The following is a 22,581-nucleotide window of genomic DNA, read 5'->3' on the forward strand; positions in this document are numbered from 1 at the left end:
CGAAATAAGCTCATCCTTGAACAGATTATGTAAACATGACCGATCGAAATATGCTGATGGAAGATATCCTGCGAGATTACGCACAACACCACACCAATGCCGCGCGCCTGATTGCCGACCTAGTGGCGGAGATCCGCCCACGTCATCAAAGTGATGCCGGGCACGCTGCTCATGCAGTGCAGGCGCTGTGCCATGTATTGAATAGCGATCCTGGCAAGGCCGCCTTGTTGCGGGATGCGATCGTCAGTCTGCTGGTCGGGCGCAAACCCATATCGCTGTATGTGGATTCAGGCATTCAGCCAAACAGCGGGTTTTTTACCGAGCTTTCACGCCGAATTGGGCACAAGATGTTGCCGGATGCCATCAACCCCGCCTACCTCAAGGATTTGTTCGGGCAGATATTCCCCAAGAAGGGTGATGAAATCTGGGTGGCTGCGGTACCCGACGAGGTCTGGGTACAGCTCGTGCATGCCCTGCGTTTTCACGAGTTGTCGGACGATAAAGTGGCAGAATGCCAGAAAAGCTTGCTGGATGCAGCGCAGGTGTTGTCCTATCGCCTGGCTGCTTCGGGGTTGGAGCCAGAGCTGATCCGCAACCATCCCGAGATCGAATATCACGACTCTCCCTTCATCACCCAGAGCGTCGAGCTCCAGGCGCTGCTCGCCATGCCGTTGGAGCAGCAGCATGATGTCGGACATATCCTGGTGATGCTGGACCAATGCAGGGAAGTGATCGCCAAGATACGGCGCAACAGTTCGCAGACCGGGACCAGCGTCCATCTCACTTTCCTATTGCAGCGAATGAGTCAGCAGGTGAGGCGCCTTGAGAGCTTGCTGGTAATCCTCAAGCTGGTGCGCAGCGATGCGGATGCCGGGGTGGCGATTGTGCAGTTGTTCAAGACGCTGGTTTCCGCCGAGCGGCATAAGAATGACGTGCGGCAGCATTTCCGCGAGAATGTCGAGCTGATGGCCTTGCGTGTCACGGAAAATGCCAGCCGCACCGGAGAGCACTACATCACCGAAACGCGCAGCGAGTACTTTGGCCTGATGCGGTCCGCCATGGGGGCAGGGGTAATCATCGCGCTCATGACCATGCTCAAGATCATTGCGGCCAAGCACCATTATGCGCCGCTGACCGAAGCGATCCTGTTCAGCCTTAATTACGGCCTTGGGTTTGCGCTTATCCATATTCTGCATTTCACTGTGGCAACCAAGCAGCCGGCAATGACGGCTGCCGCGATTGCGGCCAGTATTGATGCGAGTGACCGCAAGAACAAGAATCTGGACAAGCTGGTGACGATCATTGCGCAGACGTTCCGCAGCCAGACCATTGCCATCTTGGGCAACGTCATGATGGCAGTTCCCGTGGCGATGCTGGTGGGCTGCCTGATCCTGTTGGTGACGGGACAGCATTTCATCACGCCGGAAAAAGCCCATGACTTGCTGGATGCTAACGATCCCTTCCACAGCGGTGCGGTATTCTATGCCGCCGTCGCCGGGGTTTGCCTGTTCCTTTCGGGCCTGATCGCGGGCTACCACGACAACCTCGCGGTTTATAACAAGATCCCGCAGCGCTTGCGGGCCCTGGGCTGGTTGGAGAGGCTGCTGGGCCCGTCGCGCCTGGACCGTGTGGCGCGCTATGTCGAAAACAATCTAGGCGCCTTGGCGGGCAATTTCTATTTTGGCTGTCTGTTGGGTGGGATGTCCGGACTTGGCGTGCTGCTCGGATTGCCTATCGATATCCGCCACATTGCGTTTGCATCGGCTTTCACCGGGTATTCCTTTGTTGCACTGGATTTCCTGTTTTCATGGCAGGTATTGGTCACCGCGATTCTGGGCATCTGGTTGATCGGCACGACCAATCTTGTAGTGAGCTTCAGCCTCGCGCTGTATGTGGCAATGAAGTCGCGCAAGGTGACATTTGCCCAGTGGCGTCTGTTGCTGAAGACCCTGGTCAAGCGCTTTTTCCAGAATCCGGGCTTGTTTCTCCTGCCTCCCAAGCGCGATAGCACGTTGGAGGCAGAGGATCTGCAACTGGCTGCGAGTGGACAGGCCAACGCAAACAAGCCGCCGTCGGCGCATTGATGCCCTCGCTAGTCCAGGGTCTGGTAGGGCTTGTGCTGGCTGTTCTTGCGTGCAATAGCCTCATCCGGCAAGGGGACCAGTGATTCCACCTTGAGGTGCAGTGCTGCTTTTGCCAGCAAGTGTGCGCTGATCGGTGCAGTGATGAACAGGAATAGCGTGATCAGGATTTCATGCAGGCTGACGCCGTCGCCCTGGACGCTGAAGAAAATGGAGGAGGCAATCAATAGGCTGCCGACACCCAGCGTCGTGCCCTTGGTCGGGCCGTGTAGGCGGGTGTAAAAATCGCGCAGGCGCGCCAACCCGAGCGAGCCGATAAAGGTGAGCAAAGCACCGGTGACGATCAGTAGCGAGAGGAGGATTTCTAGCACGATGTTCATTCGATGATGTCTCCCCGCAATAGATACTTGCACATGGCGATGGTGCCGATGAACCCCATGAGGGCGATCAGCAATGCGGCTTCGAAGTAGACCATGCTTTTGATGTAAATGCCGAATACCACCAGCAGGGCAATGGTGTTGATATAGAGCGTATCCAGGGCCAGGATGCGGTCAGGCGCACTGGGGCCGATCAGCAGGCGCCAGGCATTCAGCGCAAGTGCTGCCGAGACCAGCACGAATGCAATATGGATGGCGATTTCTATCATTCTTCGAAAATCTCCTTTAGTGGCAGTTCGTAACGTGTTTTGATGGTGTGGATGAAGGCGTCGACATCCCCCACGTCTATCGTATGCACCAGGATGCTTTTGCGATCAGGGGCAAGCAGAGCCGAGAGCGAGCCTGGCGTCAGGCAAGTCGTGTTTGCCAGTATGCTCATCGCAAAGTCGGAGTTGAGGTCTATGGGGACCACGATAAATGCCGGGCGCAGCTTTTCGGGCTTGCCCAGAATGCGCATGGCAACGATGAGGTTGGCCTCAATGATGTCATATAGCAGGATGAAGCTGAACCTCAGCAGGGTAAGCGGCTTGTGCACCTTGAGCTTGTCGGGCCAGAATTGCAGGGCAAAGAACGGGATGGCCCAGCCCAGCAGCAATCCAAGGACAATCTGTCCGGGCGCTATGCTGTTGGTGAGCAGCAGCCAGATGATGCCCAGGGCGACGGTCAACAGCGGGTGTGGCAGGAAGCGTTGCATCATGGTTCTCCTCTTCCGAGCACGGCATGAATGTAGGATTGCGTATCCAGCAACTGGTTGGCTGTGTCCAGACAATAACGATTGATGGGACCTGCCCAGAAGGTCATGAGTACGCATAGTGACAATAGTGACAGGATGGGCAGCAATTCGCGCACCCGCAGCCGCTCGGGTGCGCCCTGCTTGATGTAGGTGTTGGTGGATGTGTCCACGGCATGGGCTTCGAAGAAGAACAAGGTGCCGGTGCGCGCCATGGCAATCACAGTCAGCAGGCCATTGGTCAGGATAATCGCCATGATGTAGGGCAGGGCTGGATGTTCCAGCGCTGCGCGCAGCAGCATGAACTTGCCGAGGAAGCCCGAGAGTGGTGGCAGCCCGGAGGCGATGATGGCCAGAATGAAGAAAGTGGCGCCGAGAAATTTCTGTCTGGTAATCACCAGCCCGGCTTCCAGCCGGTCTTCAATCTGGTCTCGCCGCTGGACGATCAGGTCGGCAAGCAGGAACAACGCGGCAGTGGCAAACGTAGTGTGCGGCAGATAGTACAGTCCGGCGGCAATCCCGGCTTGGGATTCCAGGCTGAAGCCCGTCAGCAGGGTGCCTGCAGAAATCACGACCAGGTAGGCAATTTGCTGACGCAGGCGCTTGCTGCCGAGCAAGCCGAAGCTGCCGATGACGATGGTGGCGAGTGCCATCCCCAGCAGCCATCCATCCAGCAAGTTGGCGAGGGGACCTGCCTCGTTGCCGAAAATCAGGGTATAGACGCGGAGGATGCTGTAAGCGCCTACTTTTGTCATGATGGCAAATAACGCAGCGGCAGGGGCGCTGGTTTGTGAATATGCCGAAGGCAGCCAGAGGTAGAGGGGCAACAGTGCTGCTTTCAAGGCAAAGACCACGAAAAGGAGCAGGGCGGCCGCCTTAATCAGGCCGACATTGTCTGGACTGACCTGGGTGACCTTGACGGCAAGGTCGGCCATGTTGAGTGTGCCGAGAATGCCGTAAAGCACGCCAGCGGCAATCAGGAACAGCGAGGATCCAACCACGTTGATCACGACGAAGTGCAGGCCGGAACGGATGCGCTTGCGTCCGCCGCCGTGCAACAAGAGGCTGTACGAGGCGAGCAGCAGTACTTCGAAGAACACGAACAGGTTGAACAGGTCTCCCGTGAGGAACGCGCCGTTGAGCCCGAACAGTTGCAGCTGGAACAGGATGTGGAACTGGCGCCCCTGCCTGTCCGTACCGCCCATGGCATATACCAAGGCAAACAGCGAGAGCAAGGAGGTGGTGAGTACCAGCAGCGCGGCAAGACGGTCCGCCATGAGGACGATGCCGAACGGGGCGGGCCAGTTGCTCAACGAATAGACCAGAATGTTGCCGTCGCTGACCGTGCACAGCAGGGTAGCGGCCACGGCGATCAAGGCAATGCTGCTGATGCCGGAAATGGCACGCTTGACGTAGATGCGTTGCTCACGCAGCAGCAGCAGGAAAATGCCGGTAAACAATGGCAGAAGCAAGGGGATGATGGCAAGGTGGCTCAACGGATTTCCTTTCCATCGACATGGTCGTTGCCCATTTCGGTGCGTGCCTTGAGCGCGAGCACAATGATGTAGGCAGTCATCGCAAAGCTGATGACGATGGCCGTCAGTACCAGTGCCTGCGGCAGCGGGTCGGCATAACTGCCGGCTTCATCGCTGATGATGGGAGGCTTGCCAATGACTAAACGTCCCATCATGAAGAGGAACAGGTTCACAGCGTAGGAGAGCAGGGTCAGGCCGAGTACGACCGGAAAGGTATGGCTGCGCAGGCAGAGATAAACGCCTCCTGCGGTGAGTATGCCGATCAGGATGGAGATCAACGCTTCCATGACATGTCTTCCTGTTTTTTCATTGCGAGCTTTTCAGGCTTGTTGGCCATTGTGGCGGCGGAGGCCGGTTTCGCCTCTTTCCCTCCGGTGGGCTTGCTGGCGCGAGGCAAGTAGCTGACCTGATGGATCATGCCCAGGTTGATCAGGATCAGTAGTGAAGTGCCGACGACCACTAGGAATACACCGATGTCGAATGCCATGGCAGAAGCCAGTTCGAATTCTCCCAGCACCGGCAAATGCACGTGGTCAAACGTCGAGGTAAGGAAGGGGTAGCCGAAATACCAGCTGGCCACGCCGGTGCTGGCCGATGTCAGCAGGCCATAGCCGATGAGCGGATGGGTATTGGCAGGCAGTTTGGTGCGTGTCCACTCCACGCCATTGGCGAGATATTGCACGATGAGTGCCGCGGAGGTGATGAGCCCTGCAATGAAACCACCGCCTGGCAGGTTGTGCCCCCGCAACAGGATGAAGACCGCAACCAGCAGGGCAAGTGGCAGCAGGATGCGGCTAAAGGTCGCCAGGATTAGCGGGTGGGTATCAGGGTTCCATGGACGGCCTTCGGCATCCTGCTTGGGGCTGAGTAGCTGGAGCTGGTCCAGCATGGCGTAAATGCCCAGGCCGGCTAATGCCAGCACCGTGATCTCGCCCATGGTATCGAAGCCGCGGAAGTCCACGAGCAACACATTGACAACATTGGCTCCACCGCCGCCACTCACGCTGTTCTCAATGAAATAGTCGGCAATGGTTTCATATTCCCGGGTCAGCACGGCATAGCTCAGCGCGGCAACGCCAAGACCAGCCAAGACGGCAATCACGATATCACGTGTCTGGCGCAGGCGATCCTGCTCATCCGGCGTTGTCTGCGGCAGGAAGAACAGAGCTAACAGCAGCAACACGGAGGTGATGAATTCCACAGCAAGCTGCGTCAATGCGAGGTCGGGTGCGGAGAACTTGACAAAGGTCAATGCCACACCCAGGCCGACTGCACCGACCAGAATGAGCGAAGTAAAGCGTTGCTGGTGCATGACCACAGTGGCAATGGTCGCTGCTATCATGATGATGGCGACCATTATGCTCATGGGGTCAACCGGGAGCATGGCGCGGCTGCCCACAAGGCTGCCCTCGCCGCTGATAAAGCCGTATCCACCCAACACGATCGCCGTGACGAACAATATCCATAGCATGCGCTTCTGAGAAAGGTTGTCCGCATTCATGGTAATGGCGCCTGACCAAGCAAACAGCCTTCGCATGGCGCCGTTATACATGATCTTGGCATCTATCCTGCCGTCGACAAGGGTTTGCAGGGAGAAAAACGCTTCGCGCTGCCGATACACCAAGATACCCCCTGCCAGTGCAATGGCGCTCATCCACAAGGCAGGCGTCAGGCCGTGCCAGATCGCAAGATGAAAGGCTGGAGGTGCAGTTTGAAGGGTGCTGGCTGTGACCAATGTCACCAGTGGCTCTGCAATCGCAGGGAGCACGCCTACTGCAACGCAGGCGGCGACTAGGATGGCAACTGGAATTTGCATGCCGCTTGAGGGATCGTGGGGCGCCTTGGGTAGGTCATCAGGCTCGCTGCCGAAAAAGACGCTATGAGCAATGCGAATGGAATAGGCTGCCGAGAACACTGCGCCAGCTGTTACGATTGCTGGCAACAGCCATTGGTGAGGGAAGGTGTTGCCGTGGGCAACGATCTGGTCAAGGAACATTTCCTTGGAAATGAAGCCATTGAGGCCGGGAATACCCGCCATGGCTGCTGCAGCGATGACCATCAACACTGCGCTGTAAGGCATGTAGCGCCGCAGGCCGCCCAGGTGACGTATATCACGGGTGCCGGTCTCGTGATCTACGATACCGGCCAGCATGAATAGCGAGGCCTTGAAGGTTGCATGGTTGATGATATGAAAGATACCGGCGACCACTGCCAGCGGGGTGCCAATGCCAAACAGGGCGACGATCAGGCCCAGGTGGCTGATGGTGGAATAGGCCAGCAGCGCTTTCATGTCGTGCTTGAACAGGGCGATGTAGCTGCCTGTGACGAAGGTGGCAATACCGACGCCGGAAACGATCCAGGTCCATTCCGGTGTACCCGAAAGCGCAGGAAACAGGCGTGCAAGCAGGAATATGCCGGCTTTGACCATGGTGGCGGAGTGTAAATAGGCTGACACCGGAGTAGGCGCTGCCATGGCATTGGGCAGCCAGAAATGGAAAGGAAACTGTGCCGACTTGGTGAACACGCCAAGCAGGATCAGCAGCAACATGAGCGGATAATGCTCGTGGCTGCGGATGGCATCGCCTGCCAGCAGGATGTCGCTGAGGTCGTAGCTGCCCGCCATATTGCCCAGCAGCAGGAAACCGCCCAGCATGGCAAGTCCGCCGCCGCCAGTGATCGTGAGGGCCATGCGTGCACCACGGCTGGCTTCTTCGCGCTGTTGCCAATAGCTGATCAGCAGGAATGACGACAGGCTGGTGAGCTCCCAGAACATCAGGAGCTGGATGATGTTTTCCGAAAGCACGACACCCAGCATTGAGCCCATGAACAGCAGGAGGTAGGAATAAAAACGCCCCATGCTGTCGCGCGGGGACAGGTAATAGCGTGCATAAATCACCACGATCAGGCCAACCAGCAGAATCATCAGGCTGAACAGCAGGGACAGGCCATCCAGCCGGAACGCGAGGCTGATACCCAGCTCCGGCATCCAAGGCGTGATGCGCTGGATCACGGTATTGCCCTGCCATGCCTGCATTGCCAGCGGCCATAGCAGGAAGAGTGACAACATCGCGGAAAGAATGGCGACCCAGGCAGACGAGTAGCGGCCCAGTCTGGTGCTGAGTTTAGTGAAGATCGCCCCGATAAAAGGGATGAGTGTTAAATAAGCTAGGCCCATGTGGTTCAACAATATGTCATCAAAGTTTGTGTTTCCTGCACAATCATGTGGGTTCGGTATCGATTTGCGCCTGGGGGTGTCGGGCAGCCAGACATCACATCGGGGCCGGCCTTACCCACCTGTCATGGCACTGATCTGATCAGTCAGCGCTGAGTTCAGTGCCGGGAGGTGGCGCTTCCGTAATACTGCGCAATAACTTGAACAGCTCGCGGCTGCTCTTGGGCGGCTTGCCTGCAGCATGCTCGCGTCTTGCATTGCGGATGAGGTTGCGTACCTGTTGCGCTTCCGTATTGGGGAATTCACTGATGAATTCCGACAACGCAGACTCATCTTCAATCAGGCGGTTACGCCATTGCTCCAGTCGGTGAAAGCGTGCATTTTCTTCAGTGTGCGAGCCTTCCCAGCGTTGCAGCTGCTCGACAATGGGGTCGGTATCGATATCGCGCATCAGACGGCCAATATATTGCATCTGGCGGCGCAATGCACCGTTCGATGTGATGCGCTTGGCTTCGTTGACGGCATCCAATAGGGCTTCCGGTAGGTCCAGCTTGTTGAGCTTGTCCCTTGGTAGCTCGGTCAATGTCACGCCGATGGCTTGCAGGGCATCGGCCTCAGCCTTGCGCTTGGTTTTGCTGACAGGCTCAATGCCATGTTCGGTGTTTTCTGTCTTGTCGGGTTTCATGCTGATGTATGATAGCAGTTTTTTGCAAAGAGACTCCTGTGAACGACCAGACAGAGCATGGTTCTCGCTTTTCATACACGCTGGATGAGCTGCAAGGCATGAGTGAAGAAGTCTTGCGCCTGGCAAAGGTGGCGGGCGCAAGCTCGGCGGAGGCCGAAGTCAGCTTGGGGATAGGTCAGAATGTCTCGGTCCGTATGGGCGAGACCGAAACCATCGAATACAACCGCGATAAAGGCATGTCGGTGACGGTTTATTTCGGCCAGCAAAAGGGGCATGCCAGCACTTCGGACCTCAGCGCCAGCGCACTCAGGGATACCGTCGCCGCGGCTTGCAATATCGCGCGCTACACGGCCCAGGATGAGTTCTGCGGCCTGGCCGACCCTGCCTTGTTAGCGCGTGATATTCCCGATCTGGACTTGCACCATCCGTGGGATATTAGCGTAGACGAAGCCTTGGCATTGGCGCTGGAGTGTGAGCAGGCGGCCCGTTTTGCCGATCCGCGCATTACCAATTCTGAGGGGGCTTCGGTCTCGACTTACGAAGGCCTGTTTTCTTATGCCAACAGCCATGGATTCAATGCCGGCTACCCCAGCTCGCGCCATGGTCTCAGCTGTTCGGTGATCGCCGAGTCGGGCGACAGCATGCAGCGCGACTATTGGTACACCAGCGCACGCCATCCCGGCGACCTGGATTCGGCACGCGCTGTCGGCTTGCGCGCCGGCGAACGCGCAGCGCGCCGGCTGGGACCGGGCAAGATCAAGACCTGCCAGGTACCCGTTCTTTTCGAGGCCCCGTTGGCATCTGGGCTGATTTCGCACTTGGTTTCCGCCATCTCCGGCGGCAGCCTGTACCGTCAGTCTTCCTTCTTATTGGACAGTCTCGGTAAACAGGTCATGTCCTCCCTCATGAGCATAGAAGAGTTGCCTCATATTCCCAGAGGCCTTGCCAGCTCGCCATTTGACAACGAAGGCGTGGCAACCCGCGGCAGGCTACTAATCAATAACGGCATCCTGGAAGGCTACATGCTCGGGAGCTACTCTGCCCGCAAACTCGGCATGCAGACCACGGGCAATGCGGGAGGCAACCATAACCTGGTCGTCCGCCATGGCGATCTTGACCTAGCCGGCCTGCTCAACACTATGGGAACGGGATTGTTGGTGACTGAGTTGCTCGGGCATGGGATTAATATGGTCACGGGAGATTATTCCCGCGGTGCGGCAGGGTTCTGGGTGGAGAATGGCGTGATTGCCTACCCGGTCGAGGAAATCACGATTGCGGGCAATCTGGCTGAAATGTTCATGAATATCGTGGCGGTGGGTAATGATGTGCTGGTGCAGGGGTCGAAGCAGACAGGTTCCATCCTCATCGAGCGCATGACGGTGGCAAGCGGCGAATAGTTTTCCTGATTCATGTTGCCTTAAATGAAAAAGCCACGCGGTGCGTGGCTTTTTCATTGGGTGTCGCAATGATTTATTGGGGCTCTGGCGGCGTTACTTCCTCGTCATCGTCGTCGAAATCATCGAATGACGATGCCTCGCCGGTGACGAACTGATGCCTGCGCTCCAGGTAGGCCTCGCGCATAAAGATGTAAGGATCCAATGCGGCATCGTCGATCAGGTCGCTGGCTGGCAAATACTGTGAGCGCAAGTCAATGAAGCTCAACATGCGCAGCTGGTTGCGCTCGCGCACATGGTTGGTATATTGGATCGGATCGAAGTAAAGCGTATCGATTGTCAGGCCTGCCGTATCGCGCAATGTGCTCGGGCCGAGGAAAGGCAGCACCAGGTAGGCGCCGCTACCCACGCCCCATTTGCCCAGGGTCTGGCCGAAGTCAGCCCTGTGGTTGGGCACGCCATCCATGGAAGCAACATCCACCAAGCCGCCAATCCCGATAGTGGAATTGATGAGCAGGCGCCCGGTGTTGTCCATGGCCTTGCCCAGTTCCAGCTGCAGAATATTGTTGACTAGCGACGTGAATGTACCGAGGTTTGTGAAGAAGTTGTTGACGCCCGTGCGGATCGGGCTCGGCAGGACTGCCTTGTATGCGCCTGCGATTGGTTTGAGAACGGCTTTGTCGGCAGTATCATTGAACTTGTAAATGCCCCGGTTCATACTTTCCAGTGGGTCTTTATTGGCTTGGGTCGCACAGCCTGCCATGCTGAGCGCAACTGCGACACTGATCGCAATCCCTGAAAATTTAACGCGCATACATCTGTCCTAAATTATTATTGAGTGTCTCTAATTCGACACAAACGGAATTCACTTTAACCGAGCGATTTTTAGTTGTCTATTGAATTCAACATAAGTCGGGCGCTAGCCAGTGCGACAGTTGCAAAAATGAAACAACTTCCCGTCGATTGGCAACTCAGTGTCGTCGTTGGAGAGATTGTGTCGACCTTATGAAAAGGATGTAGGAAAACATGCTGAAGCTTTCGGAATTTCTGGTCCAGCAGGAAAGGCAACATGCCGTTGCCGATAATGTCCTGACGCTGATACAGGATATCGCAGCCACCTGCCAAGCGGTAGCCCGTGAAATCAGATATGGTGCATTGCGGGGCAATATGGGAAGTGCTGGTCGCGAGAATGTGCAGGGTGAGGAGCAAAAAGCGCTGGACGTGATCAGCAACGACATTTTCACTGCGATGGCGTCAAAGCAGCCTCATGTCGCGGCTGTCGCTTCCGAGGAAATGGCGCAGGCGCAGGTGTTTGCCGGAAAGCAGGGCAAATACCTGTTGGTATTCGACCCTCTGGATGGGTCGTCCAATGTCAACCTCAATCTCTCCGTCGGCAGCATTTTCTCCATCTTGCCCGCGCCAGAAGGCTCGGTAGACGAAGCCTCGTTCCTGCAGGCCGGCAGTCGGCAGCTGGCTGCCGGTTATGCGTTGTACGGCACCTCTACCATGCTGGTGTTGACGATGGGGCATGGCGTACATGGCTTTACCCTGGATCCTGACCAGGGCGAGTTCTATTTGACGCACCCCGGCCTGACCATCGCCGCCAGCACTGAGGAATTTGCGATTAACATGTCCAACCAGCGCTTCTGGCAGCCGCCGGTGCAGCGCTATATCGCAGAATGCATTGCGGGCAGCAGCGGTCCGCGCGGCAAGGATTTTAATATGCGTTGGGTCGCTACCATGGTCGCGGAGGTCCATCGCTTGTTGGTGCGGGGAGGTGTATTTCTCTATCCGCTGGACAGCCGCGCTGTAGGAAGGGGTGGTCGCCTGCGCCTTCTTTACGAGGCCAATCCCATGAGCTTGCTGGTAGAGCAGGCAGGAGGGCTTGCTACGACTGGGCACAGGCGCATCCTGGATGTGGAGCCTGCGGGTCTGCATCAACGTGTGGCGGTGATGATGGGAGCGCGCGAAGAAGTGGAGCGCCTGCAGGATTATCATTCGTTCACCGATCCGACGGCGTAGCGTAAGTCCCTGGTCCTTACGGGGGGCGATGACTCCAGCCCGGCACTTCGCTGGACTGTGCCCAAGCCCGCCACATCAGGTCTATCAAGAACTTGGGCGCGTCCATCATATTCTACGCAGCCTGCCGATCCTGAACAGCCTGCTCGGTTACTTTCTGGGCCTGGTTGCCTGGTTCGCCGTCCATCTGGAATCCTCCATGCAAAGCCTCGCGTAATTGTTAACTGAGGGCATGGTCGGCTCGGCCGCCGGCTGGATATCGCACATGATCTCGCTTCGCCTGTTCAAGCCGGCTCAGGGATCAGCATGAGCCGAAAGCTCGGTACGCGGCCCTTGCAAGCCCTTGTCTGCATCTCAGCGCTCTCAAACAACGCCCATCTACCCTCGCCATGCAACCGTATTAGCCATCAGTGGGTCGCTGCGGCCGCCTCAAGCTGAGCCGGCTCCATCAAGGCAAAGGCCGAACGCATTTCACGTGCTTCCTCGCCGGGGCTGCGGCCAAACAGCCGCTTGAACTCACGATTGAACTGCGAAGGGCTTTCGTAGCCGACGCGGGCTGCGGCGCCCGCCGCGGTCACATTGTCGCGAATCATCATCAGCCGTGCCTGGTGCAGCCGCACCGACTTGATGTACTGGATGGGGGAGGTGGCAGCCACGGCCTTGAAATGCGCATGGAAGGCCGGCACGCTCAGCCCCGCTTCGCGCGCCAGCGTGTCCACGTCCAGCGGCTGGGCGTAGTCGTTGTGGATGCGCCGCAGCACGCGCGCGATGCGACCGAAGTTGCCGTGGTTGGCCAGCGCGGCGCGGATGGCGCCGCCTTGCTCGCCAAGCAGCACGCGAAAGCATAGTTCCCGCACGATGGCCGGGCCCAGCACCCGCGCTTCCAGTGTTGAGCGCAAGGCCCGCAGCAGGCGCACCGTGGTATCTGCCAGTGTGGCATCCAATGGCGTTGAAACGATGCCCGCAGGGGCGGCAGGCACCGGGCTGGCCTGTTGATCGACCTCGATGACCAGATCGGCCACGGCCGTCATGTCCAGCCGCACGGATACCGCCAGCAGGGGCTCCTCGGGGCTGGCATCGGTTTCGCTGGAGAAGGGCAGCGGTACCGACAGCACCAGGTAGTGCTGAGGATCGTAGTGGTAGACCCGGTCGGCCAGGTAGCCACGCTTGTGGCCCTGGCAGACGATGACGATGCTCGGTTCGTACAGTACCGGCGTACGTCCCAGGGGTCGGTCGGCACGCATCAGGCGCACGCCGTCGAGCAGCGAGCGGGTATGGCCTTCGTGTGGGGCCAGTTGTTGGATCAATTCGGACATTTCTGCCTGCCGCGACAGGTCGGGTTGTGTATGGGGCATCTCAGCACTGCCATCTATTAATGAAACGACGATGATTTTGCAGGATAAGGCCTGTTTAAGATAGGTGATAAATAGGATTAGGCAATGATGCAAGAGATATCGACCTAGTCCATTCAGCCTCTCGTCTCTACGATTTCACCTTGTTCACAATCTCTTGGCCGGCCCCTGCGCTGGCCAGGAAGACACAAGGAGAAATCATGTCATCCACCCCATCGGGCACCGCCAAGGTCATCGTGCTTACCGGCGCCAGCAGCGGCATCGGCGAGGCCACGGCGCGCCATCTGGCTAGGTTGGGCCACCATCTTTTCATCGGCGCGCGTCGCCTGGACCGGCTCACCGCGCTGCAGGACGAACTGCGCGCCGAAGGCTGCCATGTCGAAGTGATGCAACTGGACGTCACGCGTCTCGAAGACCTGCAAGGCATCGCCTCCCAGACGCATGCCACGCATGGCCGCATCGACGTGCTCATCAACAATGCCGGCGTCATGCCGCTGTCGCCGCTGGCTGCGCTCAAGATCGACGAGTGGAACCGCATGCTGGACGTCAACGTGCGCGGTGTGCTGCACGGCATTGCCGCTGCGCTGCCGATCATGCAGGCGCAAGGCCACGGACACATCATCAATATCGCCTCGATTGGCGCGTACCAGGTCTGGCCGTCTTCGGCCGTGTATTGCGCAAGCAAGTTCGCGGTGCGCGCCATCTCCGATGGCCTGCGCCAGGAGACTGATGCCATCCGCGTCACGCTGGTCAGCCCCGGTGTGGTCGAGTCCGAGCTGGCCGATCACATCACCGACGAGACCGCGCGAGCAGCCATGCGCGAGTTCCGCCGTATCGCCTTGCCGCCGCAGGCGGTGGCGCAGGCGATTGCCTACGCGATCGCGCAACCCGATGGCGTGGACGTGAACGAGCTCATCGTGCGCCCGACGGCCAGCCCGTACTGATCGCTGTTCTTAACAACGCTCACAGGAGTTTTCATCCATGCAAGCACAAGTCCCTTCCTCCAAAATCTGGTTCATCACCGGTGCCGCTCGCGGCATCGGCCTGTCGCTGGCCCGCCAGGCCCTGGCGCGCGGCGACGCCGTGGCTGCCACTTCGCGCACGCTGGCCAGCCTGCAGCAGGCCTTCGGCGGCGACAACGAACGGCTGCTGCCGCTGCAGGTGGATCTGGTCAGTGAAGCCAGCGTCCAGGCCGCCATCGACAGGACCGTCGCCACCTTCGGCCGCATCGACTACGTGGTGAACAACGCGGGCTATGGCCAGCAAGGCACCATCGAGGCGCTGAGCGACGCCGAACTGCGCCGCAATTTCGACGTCAACGTATTCGCGCCGTTGCACGTGCTGCGCCATGCCCTGCCGCATCTGCGCGCCCAGCGCAGCGGGCATGTGTTCAACGTGGCGTCCATCGTCGGTTTCCAGGGCAGCTATGCAGGCTGGGGCAGCTATGTGGCGACCAAGTTCGCGCTGGCGGGCCTGACCGAAACGCTCGCAGCCGAACTTGCCGAACTGAACATCAAGGCGACCGTGGTGTACCCCGGCCCGGTGCGCACCGGCTTCCTGTCCAAGGACACGCTGGTCGTGGCCGAGCGCTCGATCGCCGATTACACCGAGGCCAAGGCCTCACTGGACTTGCATCTCAATGGCATGGACGGCAAGCAGGCGGGCGATCCGGAGAAAGTGGCAACGCTGATCCTGCAGGCGGCCAGCGTTGCTGAACCACCGGTGCACCTGTTCGCCGGCAAGATTGCCAACACGCTGGCCGAGCAGAAGATGCAGACCGTGCAGCAGGACCTTCAAGCCTGGCGCGGCGCATCCGATGCCACGGATTTTGCTGAGTAATTCTGTGAGAAGGCGCGCTACGCGGCCGGGTGCAGCGTAGCCACCGATCAAACCGCTTCAGGAGATCACACCATGCGCAATGAATTGCCTCCGGAAAATGCCTACCGCATCCTCGAATCTGGCCCCATCGTCCTGGTGTCCACGCGCGGCGCGGATGGTCGGGCCAATCTGATGACGATGGGCTTTCACATGATGATGCAGCATGAGCCGCCCTTGGTCGGTGCGATCATCGGGCCGTGGGACTACAGCCATCAGGCACTGTCGGAAACAGGCGAATGCGTGCTGGCAGTGCCGACGGTGGACCTGGCCGAGACTGTGGTGGACATCGGCAACTGCTCGGGCGATGCGCTGGACAAGTTCGGTCACTTTGGCCTGACACCCGTGCCTGCGCAGACGGTGGATGCGCCGCTGGTGCGCCAATGCTGGGCCAACCTGGAATGCCGGGTTGTGGATGACGGCTGGGCGCGCCGCTACAACCTGTGGGTACTGGAGGTCCAGCGCATCTGGATCGACACCGCACGCAAGGAAACGCGGCTGATCCATCACCAGGGCGATGGCCGCTTCAGCGTCGATGGCGATACGCTCGACCTGGGCGAGCGCATGACGAAGTGGCGCCACTTGATGGGCTGACGTCCCAGGCCGCTCGGGCGGCGACATGCCGGCATCGCAAGACGAGCTCAACATCCTCGCAGCCGGCGACGCGGTGGCATTGCTACACCTCCAGACGCTGCTGGACGTGCTCGGCAGGTACGCTTGCCTGCTCGGGGATCACGCGGCGGTGCGCATGCGGCCAAGACCGCCTGCTACATGATGATGGTGGACTACGCCCTTGCGAATAACACGTCCGCCAAGGTGAGGCTGAGGCCAACGTCGCACCGCCGGCCTTGAAGTCGGGCTGATGATGGTTTGCGCTGGGTGGTGATCCCCCCGAACGGACATAACTTTGTGCTCTTCACACTGCATAGCAGCTGCTACTCGGACCATGATGCTGTCATACGGCAGCGGTTTGTTGGCAATCGCGCCCAGACTTTCTACAACAATGCTCTTATGTAGCTCCTAGCCCACGACGCGACAGCCTTGCCAAGCAGGCTCTGAAGTAGAGCTTTACCCGCGTCCCATATGGACCACAGGCCGGCAGGCTGTTTTCACAAAACGCTTGATGCCGGCCATTTTTTTCGACTGCTTGCCTGTCTGTAAAGCGACAATACCTGCTCCCGGCGCATGGCGTGGTCGACGACGGGAGCAGGGTAGTCTTTGCCGATCACTAGTCCTAGCGCCTGCTGCCGCAGTGGCGGGATCAGCCACGGCGCGTGGATCTCCTTGTCGTCGCATGGCTGGAGCTCGGGCACGTATTTGCGGATGAATTTACCCTCGGGATCGAATTTTTCCGATTGCGTTACCGGATTGAAGATGCGGAACCATGGCTGCGCGTCGCAGCCGGTCGAGGCCGCCCATTGCCAGCCGCCGTTGTTCGCGGCGAGGTCAAAGTCAATCAGCTTTTCCGCGAAGTAGCGTTCGCCCCAGCGCCAGTCGATCAGCAGGTCCTTGACCAGGAAGCCGGCTGCAACCATGCGCAATCGGTTGTGCATGTAGCCGGTCTGGTTGATCTGGCGCATGGCGGCGTCGACCAGCGGATAGCCGGTACGACCTTCGCACCAGGCCTTGAACAGGCTTTCACCATTGGGGAACGGGATATGCTCGAACTCCGGCTTGAAGCTGTGCCCCTCGGCCACTTGCGGATGGTGGTACAGCACCTGGAAATAGAAATCGCGCCACAGTAGTTCGTTGAGCCAGGTTTCCGCACCCGCACCGCCTTGCTGCCACGCCGTCCGTGCCAAATGACGGATGGAGACGGTACCGAAGCGCAGATGTACCGAAAGGTAGGAGGGGCCTTTTAGTGCAGGGAAGTCGCGCGCATCGCGGTAGCGCGGCATACGCTCGCTGAAGTCCTCGAACAGGGCCATGCCGCCCGACATGCCAGTAGGTAGCCTGAGCTGCTTGAGGTTGCTGCGCGCAAAGGCTAATGACTCCAAGGAGGGCATCGGCTGGGGTGCGGACTGCGCCAAGTGGTGTATATAGCGGTCCACCGGGTAGGCCTTGAGGTGGAAATCGTCCAATTTTCTCAGGCAGGCGTTCTTGTAAGGCGTGAAGACGCTGAATGGGGTGCCTGACTTGGTCATGATTTCGTCACGCTCGAAAATCACCTGGTCCTTGAAGCTCTTGAACGCGATACCTTGCGTGCCCAGTTGCTGACTGACGGTGTCGTCCCTTTTTACGGCTGCCGGTTCATAATCGCGATTGCAGTAGACGCATTCCACGCCCAACACGCTTGCGAGCGCCGGGATTTCCTCAGTAGCCTTGCCGTGGCGCACCAGCAGGTCGCCGCCGCGTTCCTGCAGGGCAAGCTTGAGTTCACGCACGCTTTCCCAGATGAATTCCACCCGGCGGTCATCCCTGGGCAGGCCATCGAGGATATCCGTGTCGAAGACGAAGGCGCACACGACCTGTTCGGAATCCTTCAGGGCATGGTAGAGCGCGGCGTGGTCGTAGTCACGCAGGTCGCGGCGGAACCACACCAGGGATTTTGTCATGGGTTATTCGCGGTGGTAAGGATGGTTGTTGATGACGCTTAAGCCACGATAGAGCTGCTCGCTAAGCATCACGCGCACCATGCCGTGCGGCATGGTGAGTTTGGACAGGCTCCACAGCCAGTCTGCCTTATGCTTGAGGCTATCATGCAGTCCATCGGCGCCGCCGATCACCAGACTGACATCGCGGCCACTTTCCATCCATCCACGCATCTTGTCGGCCAGTTGCAATGTGGTGACTTCCTGGCCGTGTTCGTCCAGTGCGACCAGGTAATCGCGGCCTGCAGCTTCGAGGATGCGCTTGGCTTCGGCTTCCTGCACGGCTTCAGCATTCTTGCCCGAAGCGCGCTTGTCGGGCTTGATTTCGACGATTTCCACATTCATTTCGCGCGGCATGCGCTTGGTGTATTCGGTGCATGCGGATTGCACCCAGTCCGGCATTTTATGGCCGACAGAAATGATCCGCAGCTTCAAGAGGGCAGTTACTCTGTGGCTTTGATATGGCCGCGGCGGCTTTCGGCCTCGCCCCAGAGTTGCTCCAGGTTGTAGTAGGCGCGGGTTGCGGGCACCATGACGTGCACGACGATCTCGCCCAGGTCGACCAACACCCATTCACCTTCCTTCTCGCCTTCGGTCCCCTGGATGTTGGCGCCTTTTTCCTTGAGCTTCTCGCGGACATTATCCGCAATCGCCTTGGCCTGGCGCGTGGAATTCGCGCTGGCGACGATCATGTAGCTCGTCAGGGAGGTGAGCTTGCTCACGTCCATCACGGTGATGTCAAAGGCTTTGATGTCCTCCAGCGCGTCGACGACGGCCAGCTTCATTTGTTCTAGATCTAGCATTAGGCAGCTTGTACGGGGATGTGCTGGCGTTGGTTTTTGATGCGGTTATCGGCATCGACATACACCAGCTGGGGTTTGAATTGGGCCAGTTCTGCTTCAGTATAGCTGGCGTAAGTGGCAATGATCAGCAGGTCACCAGGGCTGGCTTTGCGCGCAGCAGCACCGTTTACCGAGATAATGCCGGAATTGCGCTCGGCGCGGATCGCATAGGTGGTGAAGCGCTCGCCGTTGTTGACATTGTAGATGTCGATCTGCTGATATTCCTTGATGTCGGCTGCTTCGAGCAACGCTTCATCGATGGCGCAGGAGCCCTCGTAGTCCAGCTCCGAGTGCGTTACATGCACGCGGTGCAGCTTGGATTTGAGCATAGTTCTTTGCATGGCCAACCAATGTGAAAAAACATGACCGACTATTATAGTGGAAACAACACGCTGAATAAATGAAGATTTATTGCCAAGGGGGATATCAAGGTCATGAGCAGGCAAGAACGTAGCTGGATTATCGCCTGGGCGACCCTGCAAGGGATAGGCCTGTGGCTGCTGCACGAGTGGTTGATCAGGCTGGTCGGTAAAGGCCAGTATTTGAGCGTGATCTGGCCTTGGTATGCATTGATCGTGACATTGCCGCTGAGCCAGATGATGCTTTCCCCATACCGCAACAAACCGGCGTTGTGGTGGATGTCCGCGGGCTTCTCCCTGGTGTTGGCGGCTTCTGCGGCCTACATGGGTGATCAGGCCTGGGTGGCCGATCTGCCGGTGCGCAGCGTCGAGCTGCGCGGCTTCTCGCTTGGTGCCATGGGGCTGGGTAGTTGGTTTGTCTTGCTGCCGTTTGCCGAGCACAAGTTGCTCACGCGTCGCTGGTTCGGCGATTATTCGCTGTTGTTTTCCGCCGCCTGGCGCAATCTGGTGAAGCTGGTACTGGCAGCATTGTTCACTGGGCTGCTGTGGATATTGCTGTTCTTGCTGGCCGGTCTGTTCAAGGTTCTCAACATCGGTTTCCTCATGGACCTCTTCACCAGCCGCATATTCGCCTATCCTGTCACGGCGATCGCCTTTGGCATCGGCATTTCCCTCTATACAGCGAAAGAGGAGGCGCTGGTGGGCATCTATCGCGCCAGCCTGAATATCCTGGGCTGGCTGCTGCCTGTAGTGAGCCTGATCCTGATTCTGTTCCTGGTGGCTTTGCCGTTCCAGGGCCTGGCCCTGCTCTGGAAGACTGGCTACGCTACCAGCCTGATGCTGTGCCTGCTGGCATGGACCGTGTTCCTGTTCAACGCCGCCTGGCAGGACGCCTCGGGCGAGCAGCGCTTTCCCCGTTGGCTGCTGCGTTTCATCAGCCTCGGCCTGCTGGTGATGCCGGTTTATATTGCCCTCTGCGCCTATTCGCTCGGCCTCCGCGTCGCGCAATATGGCTGGAGTGTGGACAGGATATGGGCGGTACTGGCCATCGTCACCATGGCGGTCTACGCCCTGGGCTATGCGTTCGCGGTGCTCAGGCGCAACGCTGTCTGGATGCTGGAAGCCAGGCAAGTGAATATCGCTGCGGCGCTGTTCACGGTAGCACTAATGGTATTGACCATGACGCCGGTACTCGACCCGGCCAGGGTGGCGGTGAGTAGCCAGGTGGCTAGGCTGCTGGATGGGCGTATACCCGTCAGCGATTTTGATTTCGAGTATTTGCGGCTGCAAGGCGGGCGTTACGGCAACCAGCGTCTCCAGGAGCTTGCCCACAATGCCACGCATGAACATGCGTCATTGATCCGGCAGAAGGCGGCAGGTGCATTGAAAGTGACGTATCGCACGTTCAAGCCCAAAGGCCCTGAACCGCTGACGCGCGAGCAATTGCACGGGCGCTTGACGCCTTATCCACACGATGCCGGACTTGATCCGTCATTTCTGGATTTCCTGCTCGGGCAACACAATGCTGGCGATATTTACTTTAACTGTAGCGACAACAAACCGTGTCCGGTATTGATGCTGGACCTGAACGGCGATGGCGAGCGGGAGCTGGTGCTGCTGGCCGGCTACGGTAGCCGCATCTTTTCCCAGGAGCAGGGGGTATGGAAGGTGGTTGGCCGGTTGGCAGGCAAGGATATGGATGCATTGGGTGCCGCCAGGATGCAGGGCGCGCTGGAAGCGCTGGATTTCTCCGCCAAGCCTAACGCCTGGCGTGAACTGTGGATAGGCGACATGAAATACCAGGTGGATGCGCAGTAAGCGCGCAATATGTCATGTTCGTGCTTCAGTGCCTTGATCGCGGGGCTGGGGCGCTCAGACGGAAAACTCGATATTGTCGATCAGCCGGGTGTTGCCTTGCCTCGCTGCAGCAAGCACTACCAGGTTGTGATCGTCCAGGCTGGCAGGCAGGAGTGTCGTGCTGGAGCGGATGGAGATGTAATCCACGATCCAGCCCAGCTGGGTGAGGTATTGACTGCTTTGCGCCTCGATTGCGGGGTAGTCGCGGTTACCTTGCTGCACGTTGTCCACGATCAGCTTCAATGTGCGGTAGAGCCTTTGCGCTTCCAGCTTCTGCCCTTCATTCAGATAGCCATTGCGCGAGCTCAGGGCCAAGCCGGTGTGTTCCCGCTGGGTCTCGCCCGCGATGATGTCGATGGGCAGGTTGAACTGGCGCACCAGCTCGCGGATGATGAACAGTTGCTGAAAATCCTTTTTGCCGAACACGGCAATATGGGGCTGCACAATATTGAACAATTTCATCACCACGGTGGCGACACCGTCGAAATGACCGGGCCGTGCTGCGCCGCATAATTCATTTGCGATTGGTGGTGGCGTGATGCGCATGGTTTGCGTAGTGGGATACATTTCCTGCACCGATGGCGTGAATACGATATCCGCGCCGGCTGCCTGCAGCTTTGCGCAATCTTCCGCCAGCGTACGTGGATAGTTGTCCAGGTCTTCGTTGGCACCGAATTGCAGCGGATTGACGAAAATGCTTGTTACCACGCATCCAGCACGCTGCCGTGCAAGCTCCACCAAATGAATGTGCCCGGCATGCAGGTTGCCCATGGTCGGGACCAGGGCAATGCTGTTTTCGCCCGCTAGGCGGGCACGCAGACTCGAGATCTCGGGAATGATTTGTAACGTCATGGTCTTACTCGAAAGTGTGTTCAATGCCGGGGAAGGTTTGTGCTTTCACTGCGGCAACATAATCGCAAATGGCCTGCTCTATGCTGCCGGCGCCTTGCATGAAGTTGCGAACGAAGCGCGGCGACTTGCCTGCGTAAATGCCCAGCATGTCCTGCAGCACCAATACTTGGCCGTCGCAGTATTTGCCCGCGCCGATGCCGATCACGGGGATATGCACGGCCTGGCTTACCGCGGCCGCGAGTGCTGCGGGCACCATTTCCAGTACCAACATGCCTGCCCCGGCGGCGGCCAGCGCCTTGGCATCGTCTAGCAGTTGACGTGCGGCGGCTTCATCCCGGGCTTGGACTCTGTAGCCGCCAAACTGGTGCACTGATTGCGGGGTCAACCCGAGGTGCCCACAGACAGGGATGCCGCGCTCTACCAAGAAGCGCACGGTTTCCAGCATGATGGCGCCACCTTCAACCTTGACCATCTGCGCACCTGCTGCCATGAGCAGGACGGCATTCTCGAATGCCTGCTCAGGGGTTTTCTGGAAGCTGCCGAACGGCATGTCGGTAACGATGAAGGCATGCTGTGTGCCGTTGGCAACGCACCGGGTATGGTATTCCATGTCGCGCAGCGATACCGCCAGGGTGTTGGCATGGCCTTGCATGGTCATGCCCAGCGAATCGCCGACCAGCAGTACGTCGACGCCTGCCTTGTCGCTGAGCGCTGCAAAGCTCGCATCGTAGCTGGTGAGTACAGCGATTTTTTCGCCGCGCTCCTTCATTTGCTGCAGTGTCAGGAGGTTCATGCGGAAC

Annotated in this window: 22 protein-coding genes; 7 read left to right on the forward strand and 15 right to left on the reverse strand. The window is 58.6% G+C overall.

Annotation, left to right across the window (positions count from 1 at the left end):
- Positions 1-35 precede the first annotated feature (35 nt).
- Entirely contained in the window at positions 36-2,084 is a 2,049-nt protein-coding gene (locus MFLA_RS02955; RefSeq protein WP_011478943.1) for a site-specific recombinase, read from the forward strand.
- Positions 2,085-2,092: 8 nt separating this feature from the next.
- Here the strand turns inward: MFLA_RS02955 and MFLA_RS02960 are convergent, their stop codons facing one another.
- The 7 genes from MFLA_RS02960 to yjgA all read right to left on the reverse strand — a co-directional run bounded on the left by MFLA_RS02960 (position 2,093) and on the right by yjgA (position 8,640).
- On the reverse strand, positions 2,093-2,461 hold the full coding sequence (locus tag MFLA_RS02960) for a Na+/H+ antiporter subunit G (protein ID WP_011478944.1): 369 nt from the start codon (positions 2,459-2,461) through the stop codon (positions 2,093-2,095).
- The gene (locus tag MFLA_RS02965; protein WP_011478945.1) at positions 2,458-2,727 is read right to left on the reverse strand and encodes a K+/H+ antiporter subunit F; all 270 of its coding nucleotides are present in this window, start codon (positions 2,725-2,727) and stop codon (positions 2,458-2,460) included. Before MFLA_RS02965 ends, MFLA_RS02960 begins: the two co-directional genes overlap by 4 nt.
- Entirely contained in the window at positions 2,724-3,215 is a 492-nt protein-coding gene (locus MFLA_RS02970) for a Na+/H+ antiporter subunit E (protein WP_011478946.1), read from the reverse strand. Before MFLA_RS02970 ends, MFLA_RS02965 begins: the two co-directional genes overlap by 4 nt.
- Positions 3,212-4,744, reverse strand: a complete 1,533-nt coding sequence (locus MFLA_RS02975; RefSeq protein WP_011478947.1) for a monovalent cation/H+ antiporter subunit D — start codon at positions 4,742-4,744, stop codon at positions 3,212-3,214. Before MFLA_RS02975 ends, MFLA_RS02970 begins: the two co-directional genes overlap by 4 nt.
- A complete protein-coding gene (locus MFLA_RS02980) occupies positions 4,741-5,070 on the reverse strand; it encodes a Na+/H+ antiporter subunit C (protein WP_048811530.1) in 330 nt (109 codons plus the stop codon). Before MFLA_RS02980 ends, MFLA_RS02975 begins: the two co-directional genes overlap by 4 nt.
- Positions 5,058-7,958, reverse strand: a complete 2,901-nt coding sequence (locus MFLA_RS02985; RefSeq protein WP_011478949.1) for a monovalent cation/H+ antiporter subunit A — start codon at positions 7,956-7,958, stop codon at positions 5,058-5,060. Before MFLA_RS02985 ends, MFLA_RS02980 begins: the two co-directional genes overlap by 13 nt.
- A gap of 139 nt (positions 7,959-8,097) precedes the next feature.
- Positions 8,098-8,640 carry a ribosome biogenesis factor YjgA gene (gene yjgA, locus MFLA_RS02990; RefSeq protein WP_011478950.1) on the reverse strand — a complete coding sequence of 181 codons (543 nt, stop codon included), beginning with the start codon at positions 8,638-8,640 and terminating at the stop codon, positions 8,098-8,100.
- A 98-nt stretch (positions 8,641-8,738) separates the two neighbouring features.
- On the opposite strand from yjgA, the gene pmbA reads away from it, so the two are divergent.
- Positions 8,739-10,037, forward strand: a complete 1,299-nt coding sequence (gene pmbA, locus MFLA_RS02995; protein WP_011478951.1) for a metalloprotease PmbA — start codon at positions 8,739-8,741, stop codon at positions 10,035-10,037.
- Positions 10,038-10,110: 73 nt separating this feature from the next.
- On the opposite strand, the gene MFLA_RS03000 is transcribed toward pmbA, so the two are convergent.
- The gene (locus MFLA_RS03000) at positions 10,111-10,848 is read right to left on the reverse strand and encodes an MlaA family lipoprotein (protein WP_011478952.1); all 738 of its coding nucleotides are present in this window, start codon (positions 10,846-10,848) and stop codon (positions 10,111-10,113) included.
- A 212-nt stretch (positions 10,849-11,060) separates the two neighbouring features.
- Here MFLA_RS03000 and MFLA_RS03005 point away from each other — a divergent pair, with 212 nt between their 5' ends.
- Complete coding sequence (locus MFLA_RS03005; protein ID WP_011478953.1) at positions 11,061-12,056, forward strand: class 1 fructose-bisphosphatase; 996 nt, start codon at positions 11,061-11,063, stop codon at positions 12,054-12,056.
- Positions 12,057-12,460: 404 nt separating this feature from the next.
- Here the strand turns inward: MFLA_RS03005 and MFLA_RS03010 are convergent, their stop codons facing one another.
- Entirely contained in the window at positions 12,461-13,369 is a 909-nt protein-coding gene (locus MFLA_RS03010) for an AraC family transcriptional regulator (RefSeq protein WP_048811829.1), read from the reverse strand.
- 236 nt (positions 13,370-13,605) lie between these two features.
- Between MFLA_RS03010 and MFLA_RS03015 the strand changes: the two genes are divergently transcribed.
- From MFLA_RS03015 to MFLA_RS03025, 3 genes are all read left to right on the forward strand, one after another.
- Entirely contained in the window at positions 13,606-14,349 is a 744-nt protein-coding gene (locus MFLA_RS03015) for an SDR family oxidoreductase (protein ID WP_011478955.1), read from the forward strand.
- 37 nt (positions 14,350-14,386) lie between these two features.
- A complete protein-coding gene (locus MFLA_RS03020; protein WP_011478956.1) occupies positions 14,387-15,244 on the forward strand; it encodes an SDR family oxidoreductase in 858 nt (285 codons plus the stop codon).
- 72 nt (positions 15,245-15,316) lie between these two features.
- Positions 15,317-15,874 carry a flavin reductase family protein gene (locus MFLA_RS03025; protein WP_011478957.1) on the forward strand — a complete coding sequence of 186 codons (558 nt, stop codon included), beginning with the start codon at positions 15,317-15,319 and terminating at the stop codon, positions 15,872-15,874.
- A gap of 515 nt (positions 15,875-16,389) precedes the next feature.
- On the opposite strand, the gene MFLA_RS03030 is transcribed toward MFLA_RS03025, so the two are convergent.
- From MFLA_RS03030 to panD, 4 genes are read right to left on the reverse strand one after another with little or no spacing between them, the layout of a single operon-like run.
- Positions 16,390-17,835: a cryptochrome/photolyase family protein gene (locus tag MFLA_RS03030; RefSeq protein WP_011478958.1), complete on the reverse strand. Its 1,446-nt coding sequence runs from the start codon at positions 17,833-17,835 to the stop codon at positions 16,390-16,392.
- Between the two features lie 3 nt (positions 17,836-17,838).
- Positions 17,839-18,306, reverse strand: coding sequence for a 23S rRNA (pseudouridine(1915)-N(3))-methyltransferase RlmH (rlmH, locus tag MFLA_RS03035; protein WP_011478959.1), 468 nt, complete (start codon positions 18,304-18,306; stop codon positions 17,839-17,841).
- Positions 18,307-18,314: 8 nt separating this feature from the next.
- Positions 18,315-18,674, reverse strand: coding sequence for a ribosome silencing factor (rsfS, locus tag MFLA_RS03040; protein ID WP_011478960.1), 360 nt, complete (start codon positions 18,672-18,674; stop codon positions 18,315-18,317).
- Entirely contained in the window at positions 18,674-19,054 is a 381-nt protein-coding gene (gene panD / locus MFLA_RS03045; protein ID WP_011478961.1) for an aspartate 1-decarboxylase, read from the reverse strand. Before panD ends, rsfS begins: the two co-directional genes overlap by 1 nt.
- Positions 19,055-19,147: 93 nt before the next feature.
- On the opposite strand from panD, the gene MFLA_RS03050 reads away from it, so the two are divergent.
- Positions 19,148-20,890, forward strand: coding sequence for a DUF4153 domain-containing protein (locus MFLA_RS03050; protein WP_011478962.1), 1,743 nt, complete (start codon positions 19,148-19,150; stop codon positions 20,888-20,890).
- A gap of 54 nt (positions 20,891-20,944) precedes the next feature.
- On the opposite strand, the gene panC is transcribed toward MFLA_RS03050, so the two are convergent.
- Together panC and panB are read right to left on the reverse strand one after the other, a co-directional pair.
- On the reverse strand, positions 20,945-21,781 hold the full coding sequence (panC, locus tag MFLA_RS03055) for a pantoate--beta-alanine ligase (RefSeq protein ID WP_011478963.1): 837 nt from the start codon (positions 21,779-21,781) through the stop codon (positions 20,945-20,947).
- A 4-nt stretch (positions 21,782-21,785) separates the two neighbouring features.
- Positions 21,786-22,574, reverse strand: coding sequence for a 3-methyl-2-oxobutanoate hydroxymethyltransferase (gene panB, locus MFLA_RS03060; protein ID WP_011478964.1), 789 nt, complete (start codon positions 22,572-22,574; stop codon positions 21,786-21,788).
- Between the last annotated feature and the right edge of the window lie 7 nt (positions 22,575-22,581).

The organism is Methylobacillus flagellatus KT, from assembly GCF_000013705.1.
Classification (GTDB): Bacteria; Pseudomonadota; Gammaproteobacteria; order Burkholderiales; family Methylophilaceae; genus Methylobacillus; species Methylobacillus flagellatus.

Excerpts from the sequence above, each read along its gene's own strand:
- MFLA_RS02955 (WP_011478943.1), top strand. The coding sequence starts at position 36 with ATGACCGATCGAAATATGCTGATGGAAGATATCCTGCGAGATTACGCA.
- MFLA_RS02960 (WP_011478944.1), bottom strand. The coding sequence starts at position 2,461 with ATGAACATCGTGCTAGAAATCCTCCTCTCGCTACTGATCGTCACCGGT.
- MFLA_RS02965 (WP_011478945.1), bottom strand. The coding sequence starts at position 2,727 with ATGATAGAAATCGCCATCCATATTGCATTCGTGCTGGTCTCGGCAGCA.
- MFLA_RS02970 (WP_011478946.1), bottom strand. The coding sequence starts at position 3,215 with ATGATGCAACGCTTCCTGCCACACCCGCTGTTGACCGTCGCCCTGGGC.
- MFLA_RS02980 (WP_048811530.1), bottom strand. The coding sequence starts at position 5,070 with ATGGAAGCGTTGATCTCCATCCTGATCGGCATACTCACCGCAGGAGGC.
- MFLA_RS02985 (WP_011478949.1), bottom strand. The coding sequence starts at position 7,958 with ATGGGCCTAGCTTATTTAACACTCATCCCTTTTATCGGGGCGATCTTC.
- yjgA (WP_011478950.1), bottom strand. The coding sequence starts at position 8,640 with ATGAAACCCGACAAGACAGAAAACACCGAACATGGCATTGAGCCTGTC.
- pmbA (WP_011478951.1), top strand. The coding sequence starts at position 8,739 with ATGAGTGAAGAAGTCTTGCGCCTGGCAAAGGTGGCGGGCGCAAGCTCG.
- MFLA_RS03000 (WP_011478952.1), bottom strand. The coding sequence starts at position 10,848 with ATGCGCGTTAAATTTTCAGGGATTGCGATCAGTGTCGCAGTTGCGCTC.
- MFLA_RS03005 (WP_011478953.1), top strand. The coding sequence starts at position 11,061 with ATGCTGAAGCTTTCGGAATTTCTGGTCCAGCAGGAAAGGCAACATGCC.
- MFLA_RS03010 (WP_048811829.1), bottom strand. The coding sequence starts at position 13,369 with ATGTCCGAATTGATCCAACAACTGGCCCCACACGAAGGCCATACCCGC.
- MFLA_RS03015 (WP_011478955.1), top strand. The coding sequence starts at position 13,606 with ATGTCATCCACCCCATCGGGCACCGCCAAGGTCATCGTGCTTACCGGC.
- MFLA_RS03020 (WP_011478956.1), top strand. The coding sequence starts at position 14,387 with ATGCAAGCACAAGTCCCTTCCTCCAAAATCTGGTTCATCACCGGTGCC.
- MFLA_RS03025 (WP_011478957.1), top strand. The coding sequence starts at position 15,317 with ATGCGCAATGAATTGCCTCCGGAAAATGCCTACCGCATCCTCGAATCT.
- MFLA_RS03030 (WP_011478958.1), bottom strand. The coding sequence starts at position 17,835 with ATGACAAAATCCCTGGTGTGGTTCCGCCGCGACCTGCGTGACTACGAC.
- rsfS (WP_011478960.1), bottom strand. The coding sequence starts at position 18,674 with ATGCTAGATCTAGAACAAATGAAGCTGGCCGTCGTCGACGCGCTGGAG.
- panD (WP_011478961.1), bottom strand. The coding sequence starts at position 19,054 with ATGCAAAGAACTATGCTCAAATCCAAGCTGCACCGCGTGCATGTAACG.
- MFLA_RS03050 (WP_011478962.1), top strand. The coding sequence starts at position 19,148 with ATGAGCAGGCAAGAACGTAGCTGGATTATCGCCTGGGCGACCCTGCAA.
- panC (WP_011478963.1), bottom strand. The coding sequence starts at position 21,781 with ATGACGTTACAAATCATTCCCGAGATCTCGAGTCTGCGTGCCCGCCTA.
- panB (WP_011478964.1), bottom strand. The coding sequence starts at position 22,574 with ATGAACCTCCTGACACTGCAGCAAATGAAGGAGCGCGGCGAAAAAATC.